Here is a 13183-nt window from a genome sequence, read left to right as displayed (position 1 = left end):
AAGCAACATGTGCAAAAAAATAAAATAACCGTAAATCTGTTTAAAACATCTCAGATTCACGGTTATTTGGCGTTTCTGTTTTTAATTTTAGTTGCTTCTATTATAAAATTTCTTAGTTCGGGCTTACAAATAACTTATCTGGTAAAGGATATTCAGACTATCCCGTTGTCTACTTTTTAAATAATAATTCAACGGTATATATTGGGGAGACGGTAGCGATTAGAAATCGATTGAGAAATCACTTGAAAAACTCCGAAAGAAAATCATTAAAAAAGATGACTATAATTATCCATGAGAAATTTAATCGGTCTGCTACCTATAATATTGAAACTAAATTAATTAACTATTTCTTAGCAGATGAGCGGTATAAAATGCAGAATAAAAGTCAAACAGTTAATAGCATCAGTCATAATTACTACGACAAACCATTTTATAATGAGAAAATATTTAACGAAATATGGGACCGATTAAGACAGCAGAAAATAGTCAACAACTCTAGAGATGTTATCGAAAACAAAGATATATATAAGCTGTCTCCTTTTAAAGAGTTATCAACGGATCAAATAGAATTAAAACAAAAGATTATTGAAGTTTGTGAAAAACAAATGGATAGCGATGAACCGTTTGTTTTTCTTGTAAAAGGTGAAGCAGGAACAGGTAAGAGTGTGGTGTTGAGTGCAGTCTTTAATCGAATTCAAGAATTAGCAAAGGAAAAGTCCTCAGTACTTTATAATAGTAACAACTACTTATTAGTGAATCACACAGAAATGTTAAAAACATATCAAAAAATTGCGGGAAAAATAAAGACGCTTAAAAAGAATAACTTTGATAAACCTACTTCCTTTATTAACAGACAAAAAAAGTCTAATGAAAAAGCAGATATTGTATTTGTGGACGAAGCACATTTACTCCTAACAAAACCTGACCGATTCAATAATTTTAATGAGAATAATCATTTGGAAGAGATAATAAAAAACAGCAAGATCGCTATTATAGTATTCGATGATAAACAAGTATTAAAAATGAAAAGTTACTGGGATGAAAATAAGTTACGACAGATTGTAAAAGGTGTTAAGTCACAAGAATATATTTTGAAAAATCAATTTCGTATGAATGCAAGTGAAGAGATGATAAATTGGATTGACCAATTTGTCGAGAAAAAAATTACCCCTATTCCTCGAGAAAATAATTTTGATTTTCGAATATTTGAATCAGCAGATGATATGTATAAACAAATACGTGAGAAAAATAATCAAGTTGGCTTGGCGAGGATGGTTTCAACTTTTGATTATGTACATAAAAAAGATGGGGGCACTTACTATATAACTGAAGGCAAGTTTAAATTACCATGGAATACTACTATGGGAGATACAACCTGGGCAGAAAGAAAAGAAACGATAGATGAAGTTGGTTCTATTTATACAATCCAAGGTTTTGACTTGAATTATGTAGGCGTGATATTAGGGCCTTCAGTTTCTTATGACGAGGACAAAAACGAGCTGAAAATTATTACCGAAAATTATAAGGATACTGAGGCATTCAGAGGAAAAGATGAATTCAAAGATCCAGATGCTGTTAAAGAAAAAATCATACTAAATTCTATAAATGTTCTACTAAAGAGAGGAATAAAGGGTTTATATATTTATGCCAGTGATTTAAAACTAGGAAACCATTTATTAAAATTTTACCAAAACCGTGGTCAAAAATATGGCAATATGAAGGTCGCTGAAGCAAACGGGGACTATCATTAGGGATAGAGATTATTGAATCATTAAAGAAAGGAGTAAATTATGAAACAATTGGACTCATTTAATAGTAAGAATGCTAGTAGAGTGTATGCCATGAAAGAAGCACTTGAAAATAAATACCCTCATATAGATTGGCGGACGGAGCAGAGTAACCCAGATTCTTCTGGAGAATTGAACGTTTCATTATTTGTTCCATTCCCTCAATACAAAGAAGCAGAACTAATCTACCAAGATTTTAAAAGTAATAAGTTTAATTGTGGATCCTCTGTTTTCGATTCATTGATCGAGGAGGTTATAGCATTCAGGGACGAGAGAAATTGGAAGCAATTCCACAATCCTAAGGATCTGGCGTTATCGCTCTCTTTAGAAGCAAGTGAGTTATTGGAGAACTTTCAATGGAAAACAAGTGAGCAAGCTATAAAAGAAAATATGGATAACTTGAAGGATGAGTTAGCGGACGTGGTTATATATGCATTATTGTTGTCTGATGCCTTAGATATAAATATGGAAACTGCTATTAAAGAAAAAATTAGAAAGAATAGAAGTAAATATCCAGTGGAAAAGTCTTTTGGGATTAGTAAGAAGTATACAGATTTATGATACTTCAGTTAATTTGTATCTGTATATCCATGATTCAATTCATTTTGATCCCCCTATAACTGTTTTCGGGCTATACATATCGTTGGGAATGGAACACAGTGAAATTCGAGTTAAAGGTCTCGCTCCCATTAAATGCTGGAGTTTTTATTAAGATAATTTAGTTAAAAGGAGGTATTTTTCATTGCCATCACTAAAAGACCAACTACTAATTTTTATGAATAACTACAAACAAGCAAAAACAGAAACCTTTAAAGAACATGAGTTGGGGACGCTTATAAGGCGAGAAATCCCAAAAAAATTTTATCGTAAAAGCCAACTAAATAGAAAAAAATATCTTATTAAAGGTTCAGTAGGCCAAGGCAATTGGGCCCATGTTCCTTGGATTGCAGTAATGAACAGGGAAATTACAACTTCTACACAAAGAGGATTTTATCTTGTTTACTTATTTGCTGAAGACATGTCTCATGTTTATTTAGCGTTGGCCCAAGGCGTAACAGAAACGCCTCCAGCAGAAATGGACCGGATTAATAAAGAAATTAGAGAAGAACTAGATATTAAAGAACCACAAATTCATAGAGATAACAACTTTTATTTAGGTGAAAGTAGATTTGCCGTAGATTACAAAAAATCAACAGCAATCTATATTCCCTATTTAATTGATGGTTTTCCATCTGATGAGCAATTATTAGAAGACCTTAGAATCATGGTGAAATATTACGAGGAATATATTAAGAAATCTATTCAATTTGATTTACCTAAAACCCTTGATAAATTCTTATCAGAGCTTATTTCTTTGCATTCAAGTGAAACATATTCCACCGAGATATATGGTGAGATAAAAGCTTCTTTGGTTGAGATATTAAATAAGCAAGAGATAGATCGTACGAAAATTACGTTTAACAGTAGGGAGATTTTAGACAGGATACCCTTTGTGAGCGTAAAAGAAACTACATATGAATTGACAGAGTATACAACATTAGATTTACCTAATGCAAGTTACCAGCATACGATCCAAATGCTAGAAGATTTATTAGGTGGCGATCAAACAAGTTCTATAAGTAGGAGTGTTAGCTGGCGAGCACTGAATGCGTTGAATATATTAAATTATATTGATCGTAATGAAAATTTATTTGTAACGGAGGTTCCAAACGCATTAGAACAAAGTAAACGAGTTAGTTCGATACCTATTATTAAAATGATAATACAATTACTTGAATCAGCCTCAGAATGGACAGAAATAGAAACGAAGCAACTAATAAAAGATGTGCTACGTTCTACTATTGTTAGTTCTAAAGATGGGACCCAAATAAAAGAGAGTGTATTGGATAAGAGATATAATTATGTAATCGATTGGTTAAAAACCGTAGGTATAGTAGACGAGGACTTACAAGTTATCGACCAAGAAATAGTAGATGCCTATCAAAAGGATGAATCAATAGAAGCTGTAAAAGAAGCGAATGAATTGGCAAGTGAAAAAGAACTTATTGAACACATCTATACATACGTCCGATCTAAAGGCTTCAACTACACCATAGAAGAAATAACCAACCTCTACCTTTCCCTAAGGGCGAAACCCTTTGTCATTCTCTCCGGAATTTCTGGTACGGGTAAAACAAAAATGGTTCAATGGTTTGCCGAAAGTGTTGGTGCAGACGAGGACAATGGACAATTTACATTGATACCAATTCGACCAGACTGGAATGATGGCTCTGATTTATTGGGCTATGTAGATATTAAAGGTGATTTTAAAGAAGGCTCATTAACAAAAGTGATTAAAATTGCAACAAACAATCCAGATTACCCATATTTTGTATTGCTGGATGAAATGAACTTAGCACGAGTGGAGCATTATTTTAGTGACATCCTTTCCGTTATGGAAAGTCGCACATGGAAAGATGGACAAGTTGTATCATCGAATCTGTTAACAAAAGAAACAGTAGGTTTTGATCTTTCCCTTCCTAATAACTTGTATGTGATTGGTACCGTTAATATGGACGAAACAACGTATCCATTCAGTAAAAAGGTGCTTGACCGTGCGAATACAATCGAGTTCAATCGGGTGGAACTTGATAATCTTGCATTCCTACATGAAACAAATACGGCTGCACCACTTCGAATCGATAATGAAAAACTGAAGCCAAAGTATCTCCACTTAAAGGATGCTTACGCTGAACATGAAGATTTAATCAAAGAAGTGACAAATGAACTTGTACAAATAAACACCATTTTAGAGAAGAACAATGCTCATGTCGGATATCGTGTCCGGGATGAAATCTGTTTTTATATGATCTATAACGATGAAGCAAATCTATTAAGTTTTGAAACAGCCTTCGATCATTGTGTGCTACAAAAGATTCTTCCACGGATCTCAGGTAGTGATTCCTTAGTAGAACAATTGCTACGTGAATTATATGAGATGTTTACAAATACAAGATTGGATGAGGGAGTAGAGATAGAAGAAGTAGATATTGCTACAGCAAAATATCCTCAGAGTGCGAAAAAAGTGGCGGAGATGCTTAGGAGGTTACGTGATGGCTACACTTCCTTCTGGATCTCGTGAGGACATTGAATTAGTTCACGTTGAAACAGATGACCTTTCCTTAATCATTAAAGGGAGGCCCTATCACGAAAGGTACGAAAGTTTAAAACAATATCGTTCGATGGATTTTCATGACACAATGGGCTTTGTTGTTAACGGAAGGGATATAGAAGAAATCAAAGTATATGATATTGACCAAAACACTCTTGTTGAACCTTCAACTTTACGGCCGATATTCTTTGAAAATAGCGTATATCAAGTAATTATTGCACCAAAGCAGAATCAGGAATTGTCATTTCATCATGAACATCCTGGGATTCGGAACGCTATCTCCTCTACTACAATCGGAGACCAAAACATTTTAATGGGTAATCTCCAATTCCAAAATGAAGTAGGGTTGACTACTTTCAGAGTCTTTCACCATACAACAAAATTGCTGGAAGTGACACTAGAAATATTTCCTTCTAAATTGGATTATCGTAATGATTATAAGAAGTTATTGGAAGAGGTAAATGATGAGATTTATAATCTAGCTTTCCATTTTATCCGAAAAACATATCATGGAGCGAAAGTGAAGTTGGATGGAAAACCTTCACGAGCTGAATTCTATCGATTGATTGAACATTACTTTGAACGATTCATACGAGCAATCTCGAATATAGAAAAACAGCCGAATCACAATCTCCAAAAAACTCATGTGAAGGCAAGAGGCGATCAGATTGGAAAACTCGATTCTAAAGGGAGAAGTTTTTTAAGAAAGCGTCCTGAGTTGTTTGTGGAGGTGGAAAGAGGTATCCCGCTTGGAAATAAACATTTCCTACCTACTTCAGGATTGAGAATCAAGAAAGAGGTCACTTATGATACGAATGAAAATCGATATATCAAATGGATGATGGAGAGATTGGTTCATAAGCTCGAAGACTTGCACACCTCCATCCAAGAACAGAACCGAAGATTTAGGCAGGATGACGACCAATATATCATCGGAAAAGTGAAGCGAATGATTACTCTCATCGATTCGAGATTGAAGCAACCTTTTTGGAAAAGGATTGGAAAACTCGACCGTTCCATTATGAGTTTAGTTCTACAAATGGCACCGAATTATCGGGATGCCAATCAAATCTATTTAACGATTTCAAGAGGCCTTGTACTTGATGGTAAAGTATTTCAAATGTCTGTAAAAGATGTGGCTACGTTATATGAGTATTGGACGTTTTTAAAGCTTGGTCAAATTCTTGGTAAGAACTATCAATTGGTAAGTCAAGATATTGTAAAAGTGAATCGGAATGGTTTGTTTGTAGTTTTAGATGCGAATCAATCAGCCAAACGCATTTATCGCCATCCGGTCACAGAGGAAAAAATCATTTTAACTTACCAGAAATATGAAAATAAATTGCCTACCGTCAACCAGAAACCTGATACGATGTTAAGTCTCGAAAAGAAAGGTAAAGATTATCATTACAACTTTATCTTTGATGCTAAATATCGGGTGGATTATGCACAAACAGAAAGTTATTACAAAAGACGCTATGGAACCCCTGGACCCCTAGAGGAAGATATTAATACAATGCATCGTTACCGGGATTCAATTGTAGCGGGAATTAATGGGCCATATGAACGGACATCATTTGGTGCTTACGTATTATTTCCATGGTTTGATGAACAATCTTATCAACATCATCATTTTTATAAAAGTATTGATCGGGTCAATATTGGTGGATTGCCTTTTCTTCCAGATGCAACGAACTTAGTCGAGCAGTTTGTCCATAGATTAGTTGATAAAAGTCCGGAAGAACTCCAAAAAGAAGGAATCCTTCCAAGAGGTACGGTGGAAGAGTGGCAATCATCTCTGCAGGAAATTGTACTTGTAGGATTAGTAGATTCTCACGCTGCATATCGCAAGTATCTGAAGGGGAGATACTACTCCAGACCAATTAATAAGTTAAAGAATGGATGGCAGAAAGCTAATTATATTGCATTATATGTGAAAAAGAGTATAACAGAAAAACATGGAGTATTTGTCTACGGAAAAATTAAGGATGTTCAAATTCAAAAGAAAAATGTCATTTTTGAAGTGGAGATTTGGGAAAACTTGCTCGATGTTATCAAACCAGTTCAGTATGGTATTGCAAATTATATGTTGACCACACTCGATATGTTGAAAGATTCTACGGAACTTCCGGAGTTATTTATGAAGTCGAAGGAAGAAGTGACTCTCTGGAAAATGCTGCGGAGAGTTTCAGATCGTATTCAGTTAGAGTTGGATGATAATACAATTGATTATGCAACGGGTGTTACGGAGTTTAGGATAAAAGATATTAATATCCAACTAAAGAAGGATACACAGGAATTGGCTATAGATAATGGAAACGAGATGGAAATTGTACCCTATGACAAATTGAAGAGGAATCCTTCGGCTGTTTTTCGGATGTTGGTGGGGATGTTGGAGAGTTGAGTGAATTAAATATTAAATATAAAATTGTATTTTACATCAAGGCATGACAACTCATATTAGGAGCTGTCATGCTATTTTTATGATGGATTTTCTCATCGACATCCGTTCATACATATCGTTAATAAACAGAGTAGTTGATTCATAGATACAAACGAAACCTGATAGAATAATTGAAAAGCCCCAATAGACGTTGAATTTGTATATTGGGGCTTCATCAAACTAAAAGACTTTTAATCTAAGTCAATCCAAACTGTCTTTGTTTCCAAATAGAGATCTAATGATTCCTCTCCATTTTCTCGACCAAGTCCGCTTTGTTTATATCCACCAAATGGAACTGCAGGATCCATTGCATTGTAAGTATTCACCCAGACTGTTCCTGTTCGCAGACCATCTGCAACGAGATGGGCTTTCCGGATGTCTGTCGTATTTACTCCTCCACCTAATCCATACTCGGTTTGATTTGCTAATTCAATCACTTCATCGATATCTGTGAATGGAATACCTGAAACGACAGGACCAAAAATTTCCTCTTGGGCAATTCTCATATTATTGTTTGTATTTGCCACGACGGTCGGTTTTACAAAGTATCCATTCGCTAATTCCTCTTCCGTTGCATTACCGCCAACTAGAATTTCTGCTCCTTCTTGTTGACCGATGTCTAAATAGCCAAGAACTCTTTCTTTTTGTCTTTCAGAAATAAGTGGTCCTAAAACAGTTGAAGGATCAAATCCATTTCCAACTTTATAATTTTTCGTGTAATCTGCTAAATCACTCATGAAATTATCATAAATATTTTTCTCAACAAATAAACGGGAACCTGCAATACAAGCTTGTCCTGAATTGTAAAATACAGAATTTGCAGCGTTTTGAATGGCTTTCTCATAGTCCGCATCGGCAAACACAATATGAGCGGACTTTCCACCCAGTTCAAGGGAAACTTTTTTCACACTTGCAGCTGCTGAACTCATAATCTTCTTACCAACAGCTGTTGAACCAGTGAAAGCAATCTTATCGACCAGTGGATGGTCAACTAGAGCTTGCCCAGCTGTTCCGCCAAATCCTGGCACAATATTGACAACGCCATCAGGAAACCCAGCTTCTTGAACAAGTTCTCCAAGTCGCAATGCAGTTAAAGGAGTATTTTCAGCTGGTTTTAAAACAATCGTATTTCCAGTAGCTAAGGCAACTGATAATTTCCAGACAGCCATCATTAATGGACCGTTCCAAGGAATGATTTGACCACAAACCCCTACTGGTTCTTTCCTTGTATAAGTAAACGTCTTTCCTGGAACAGAAGTAGGAATCGAACTTCCGGTAATCTTCGTGGTCCATCCAGCAAAGTAACGAATATTTTCTGCCGCAGATGCCGAGAAGAATTTTGTCATATTGAGTGGAGCCCCATTATCCAGTGTTTCTAAATGGGCAAGTTCCTCTCCATGTTCTTCCAACAAATCTGCAAACTTCAACATAAGTTTACTACGGTCATATGGCTTCATTGTTCGCCAAGGACCTTTGTCAAATGCATCACGTGCAGCACGAACTGCTAATTCAATATCTTCTTTACCGCCTTCAGCAACAGTAGTAAGGAGTTCTCCGGTTGCAGGGTTTCTCGTTTCGAATGTTCTTCCAGATACCGATTCTACCCATTTGCCACCGATAAATAATTTCTTTGGCTTGGAAATAAATTTGGCAGCATTTTCATTCAATTGGACTAATGTATTGGTTGTCATATCCATACCTCCTATTTTTGAATGCGCTTACAAATAGAGTGATTATTACTCTTTAATTTATTATAATAGGATGTAAGGCAAACTAAAAGGGATGTTTACAGACTATTGAACATATTAGTATTATTTGTACAATAAAATAACATATTTGAACAAAGGGGGACTCTATGTATAACAATGAGGAATCTTACATTGATAAACGGATTGTAAGGACAAAGAGCAAGATAAAGAAGACATTCTTATTGCTGTTACAACAGAAACCGTACAACAAACTAACGATTACAGAAATTGTTAATCAATCAAAAATTAGTCGTGTTACTTTTTATAATCATTTTGATAGTAAAGAGGAGCTACTTATTGAAATTATTGACGATGTAATGAAAGACTTAGTCATTAGTTATCGGAAACCATACGAAAATCTTAATTTATTTACGGTTAATGATATAAAACCTTCCATGTTAATGTTATTTGAGCATGTTTACAAGTATTCAGACTTTTATTCTACAGTTACCAATTCTGATATTTTAATAGAACTCCAAAACCGTATGATTGATGAGTTGAAAAATTTAGCTTTAAAAGACTTTAGTATGATTAATTCAAATATTGATAGAGTGATCTATGCGGAGTGGTACGCATATGCGATTTACGGAATAATACTAGAGTGGATCAAGAAGGGATACTCACATTCACCGAAGTATATGGCTGAGCAATTATTAGACCTTGTAAAAAGCATTCCAAAAAAGAGGGTAGAAAGAAAGGGAATGGTTAGATATTCTTGATGGTAGAATTTGAACAGATATTAGTGGTGAAATAACAAAATTTATACCTTTTAATGGGGGGCCTGATAAATATAAGGCGGAAGGTTTCTATCCAAACTATTAAATATCAACTCTAATATTGACATGGATAAAAAACTACTACCAAAAGACCATTAAAAAAACAGCCTTATACATTAATGTACAAGGCTGTTCTTAATTCACTAAAAATCTATTCTGCAATATATGCTTGTTCTAATTGATAAAGTCCGTGAGCATTGATATGTAAATCTTGGACGTTATCATTTACACCAAGTAGATATTCTGAGTGATTTAAGTAAAGCATTGGAGCAAGCTCCACAAGCATTTCTTGTGCTTCAGAATAAAGTTCCTGTCTAACTTCTGGATCTGTTTCTCTTCTAGCTTCGTCTAGAACTGCATCAAGTTCTTCATCTACAGTAAATGTACGGTTACCCGTCGCGCCTAGAGCTGAAGAGTGGAACAGTGGGTACATTCCATAGTCAGCATCGGAAGTTACCGTAGTCCAGCCAAGGATAAACATATCATGTTCTCCATTTGCTGTTTTTTCTAGGTAAGCACCCCATTCTAGTTCTTCAACTTCAACATCGATTCCAATTTCAGCTAACTGAGATTGAACATTAACTGCAGTATCTACAAGTTGTTCACTATCACGTGTCCAAATCGTTGTAGAGAAGCCATCTGAGAAACCTGCTTCTTCTAATAATTCTTGAGCAGCCTCTGGATCATATTCAAGTCCGCTTACGCTTTCATCATATCCGAATACCGGAGGAGCCAAAGGACCAACTGCTTCAAGTCCAACTCCGTTCAATACACCATCGATAATTTGTTGCTTATCAATTGCCATTGAGATTGCTTGACGAACCCTTACATCATCAAATGGTTCTTTTTGTGCGTTAAATCCTACATAATCTAATCTTACACTTGGTTCCTGTAAAACATGGACTCCATCAGCACCCTCTACTCGAGAAATGTTATTTGGTCCAATGTTATCAGCAACGTGACTTACACCTGTTTCAAGTTCAGCGATTCGAGCACTTTGCTCCGATACAACTTTGAAAGTAACAGAGTCTAGCTTAGCTGGTTCTCCCCAATACTCATCGTTACGAGTCAATACAACACTTTCACCAGGTGTCCAGCTTTCAAATACAAATGGTCCTGTACCAACTGGATTTTGGTTTATGTATGAATCAGCATCTCCACCATCTTCAAACTGTGCATAGTCCTCTTGAATAATATTAGGACTCATAATTGCTGCACCACTATGAGCTAAATTAGCTAGTAACGGAGCATATGGATACTCTAAGTTAATACGAATTGTTAACTCATCAACTACTTCCACGCTTTCTACTGCTTCAACTAGGAATGCACGTGGTGAAGCAATTTCTTCGTCAACTAAACGGTCGTAGTTCATTTTTACAACTTCAGCTGTCAGTTCTGCACCATCATGGAAAGTTACTCCTTCTTGAAGTGTAAGTTCCCAAGTTGTTTCATCTACTACTTCCCAAGATGCTGCAAGGCCTGGTTGAACTTCTTGGTTCTCATCAAGAACAGTGAGTGTTTCATATATATTTTCAGCTACGTTACTTGATGCTGTGTCGTTAGAACCTTGCGTGGAAAGAGAAACAACATCATCTCCGATGGCAATAACTAAATCTCCACCTTCTGTTTTACCTTCAGTTTCGCCTTCTGTCTCTGCACTATCTTCAGGCTCTGCTGTTGTTGGTTCACCGTCTCCCGCACAAGCTGCTAACACTAGTACTAGTGCTAGAATGAGAGAGGCGAGAAGCGATAATCTTTTTAACCTCATGCTGTTAATACCCCCTAAAAATAATTTATATTTCCTAAATTGTGAAAATCGTACAATTTCTATTCAATATAGAGTATATTTTATGAAAAATTAAGTTTTAGACGATTTTTATCGTTTGTTGTTTACTTGAAATAATTTCGTCCTTATACTTTAAGGTGTATGGCTTTAAGTTTAAAAGTATAATGGAAAAACTATTCTGATCAAACTCATCCTAAATTTAATTTGCAGGTCTTTGATTTAACGAGAAATTTTTACTGAGCAGAATGGAATGGGCATTGAAGGGGACGTATAATATTTAATGATGAATAAAATAGAGTAAAGTGACACATCAGGCTGAACCAAAGGATTATACTCTAGGTTCAGCCTTTAATATACGAAAAAATAAATCTATCATATCCACCAACCATTCCATTCCCCACGTTCCCCAATTTAGTTTATAATAAAGGAAGACGATACGAGTTAGATATTGTCATTTCGGCAGAAAACAAAGCAGGTGATCACAATCAACATTACAGACATCCGACATCCAAAACAAAAAAAGAAAATCAATATCAATGATCTAGAACTCCAACTCAGAAGGATAATAGATAATTATTTTGAAATGAATGGCTACGGGCTTTTCAACGAAGCGATTGAAGCCTTACAGGAGGAAGGTGTGCTTTCTCCGATACATAATAAACAATATAACGGGAAGTCACCAGCTCTTCCGCTGTATTACTGGGTAAATATGAAAGCTAAAGAATCGAAGTGGGACCGGCTTAAGATGATGCGGTTAAGTGGCACGTTTGATTTTTCCTATTATGAAGCTCATCCGGAATATCAAACGGAAGAAGAATGGGAACGTATTGAGAAGTTATATACCTTCTTACAAACCGCAGACGTTCGAGAAGTCGTGTCTATAGAAGAAAGAAGTTTGGAACTGTTTGGTCATGAAAAGTTTTTGCAAGATGTGAAGGAATTTCCAGAGGGGAAAGGGTTTTTATCTCGAATCGGTATTTCAGAAGAAGAGTTAAAAATGGTAAAATACGGGGAGCCTTTTGTATTTTGGTTGAAACAAGGAAATTATTGGTGCCAGTCACTTCCCGAACAATGTCGAAGTGCCAGGCACTTATATTAATAAGGAAAGGTAGACAGCAAACTTGTCCCTGCGTCTATGATCTTACTGCATGACGGAATGCATAATAAAGGAGATATGGCGATGGCAACAAAAAAGAGTTCAGATGCTTGGAAAGAAGCTAAAATAAAATGTCGTTTAAATCAAGCTGATATTCAGATGGCCAAGGAGTTGGGGATGACGCCAAAGAGTTTGATTAAAAATATCCCTTCATCAAAGCAGCAATGGAAAGCACCTGTAAAAATATGGGTCCGTGATTTGTATCGGGAGAAGTTCGGTAAAGTCTTAAAACCTAATCCTGCATCCAGTACAAAATTAATGAAAACAGACGGAAAGCATGAAAAACCAATTACTTCTGAATCAAGAATAGATGATGAAGACTTGCCATTTTGAGAT

The 13183-nt window shown here is 35.7% G+C and carries 9 protein-coding genes and 1 pseudogene; 8 read left to right on the top strand and 2 right to left on the bottom strand.

Going from position 1 to position 13183, the window contains the following annotated elements; all coding sequences use genetic code 11:
- Positions 1-191: 191 nt before the first annotated feature.
- The 5 genes and pseudogenes from M3210_RS20405 to M3210_RS08765 form a co-directional block, all read left to right on the top strand.
- Positions 192-344 (top strand): annotated as a pseudogene (locus M3210_RS20405) (GIY-YIG nuclease family protein); the annotation flags it as partial.
- A gap of 27 nt (positions 345-371) precedes the next feature.
- Entirely contained in the window at positions 372-1751 is a 1380-nt protein-coding gene (locus M3210_RS08780) for a DUF2075 domain-containing protein (RefSeq protein ID WP_349774329.1), read from the top strand.
- A gap of 276 nt (positions 1752-2027) precedes the next feature.
- Positions 2028-2348, top strand: coding sequence for a nucleotide pyrophosphohydrolase (locus tag M3210_RS08775; RefSeq protein WP_251513401.1), 321 nt, complete (start codon positions 2028-2030; stop codon positions 2346-2348).
- A 181-nt stretch (positions 2349-2529) separates the two neighbouring features.
- Positions 2530-4908 (top strand): MrcB family domain-containing protein, encoded by a 2379-nt coding sequence (locus M3210_RS08770; protein WP_251513389.1) that lies wholly within the window; start codon positions 2530-2532, stop codon positions 4906-4908.
- The gene (locus M3210_RS08765; RefSeq protein ID WP_251513387.1) at positions 4880-7342 is read left to right on the top strand and encodes a restriction endonuclease-like protein; all 2463 of its coding nucleotides are present in this window, start codon (positions 4880-4882) and stop codon (positions 7340-7342) included. Before M3210_RS08770 ends, M3210_RS08765 begins: the two co-directional genes overlap by 29 nt.
- Before the next feature lie 230 nt (positions 7343-7572).
- On the opposite strand, the gene M3210_RS08760 is transcribed toward M3210_RS08765, so the two are convergent.
- A complete protein-coding gene (locus tag M3210_RS08760; protein WP_251513385.1) occupies positions 7573-9072 on the bottom strand; it encodes an aldehyde dehydrogenase family protein in 1500 nt (499 codons plus the stop codon).
- A gap of 164 nt (positions 9073-9236) precedes the next feature.
- Between M3210_RS08760 and M3210_RS08755 the strand changes: the two genes are divergently transcribed.
- Positions 9237-9848 carry a TetR/AcrR family transcriptional regulator gene (locus M3210_RS08755; RefSeq protein ID WP_251513382.1) on the top strand — a complete coding sequence of 204 codons (612 nt, stop codon included), beginning with the start codon at positions 9237-9239 and terminating at the stop codon, positions 9846-9848.
- Positions 9849-10056: 208 nt separating this feature from the next.
- Here the strand turns inward: M3210_RS08755 and M3210_RS08750 are convergent, their stop codons facing one another.
- On the bottom strand, positions 10057-11673 hold the full coding sequence (locus tag M3210_RS08750; RefSeq protein ID WP_251513380.1) for a glutathione ABC transporter substrate-binding protein: 1617 nt from the start codon (positions 11671-11673) through the stop codon (positions 10057-10059).
- 466 nt (positions 11674-12139) lie between these two features.
- Between M3210_RS08750 and M3210_RS08745 the strand changes: the two genes are divergently transcribed.
- Together M3210_RS08745 and M3210_RS08740 are read left to right on the top strand one after the other, a co-directional pair.
- On the top strand, positions 12140-12790 hold the full coding sequence (locus M3210_RS08745) for a hypothetical protein (RefSeq protein WP_251513377.1): 651 nt from the start codon (positions 12140-12142) through the stop codon (positions 12788-12790).
- 81 nt (positions 12791-12871) lie between these two features.
- On the top strand, positions 12872-13180 hold the full coding sequence (locus M3210_RS08740; RefSeq protein WP_251513373.1) for a hypothetical protein: 309 nt from the start codon (positions 12872-12874) through the stop codon (positions 13178-13180).
- Positions 13181-13183: the final 3 nt, after the last annotated feature.

Origin of the sequence: Oceanobacillus luteolus (genome assembly GCF_023715655.1) — a bacterium.
In the GTDB taxonomy this organism is placed as follows: Bacteria; Bacillota; Bacilli; order Bacillales; family Amphibacillaceae; genus Oceanobacillus; species Oceanobacillus luteolus.
This window is presented reverse-complemented; position numbering and strand designations above follow the sequence as displayed.

What these genes read in the sequence shown, in the direction of transcription:
- M3210_RS08740 (WP_251513373.1), top strand. Translation starts at nt 12,872, where the DNA reads ATGGCAACAAAAAAGAGTTCAGATGCTTGGAAAGAAGCTAAAATAAAA.
- M3210_RS08780 (WP_349774329.1), top strand. Translation starts at nt 372, where the DNA reads ATGCAGAATAAAAGTCAAACAGTTAATAGCATCAGTCATAATTACTAC.
- M3210_RS08765 (WP_251513387.1), top strand. Translation starts at nt 4,880, where the DNA reads ATGGCTACACTTCCTTCTGGATCTCGTGAGGACATTGAATTAGTTCAC.
- M3210_RS08750 (WP_251513380.1), bottom strand. Translation starts at nt 11,673, where the DNA reads ATGAGGTTAAAAAGATTATCGCTTCTCGCCTCTCTCATTCTAGCACTA.
- M3210_RS08760 (WP_251513385.1), bottom strand. Translation starts at nt 9,072, where the DNA reads ATGACAACCAATACATTAGTCCAATTGAATGAAAATGCTGCCAAATTT.
- M3210_RS08755 (WP_251513382.1), top strand. Translation starts at nt 9,237, where the DNA reads ATGTATAACAATGAGGAATCTTACATTGATAAACGGATTGTAAGGACA.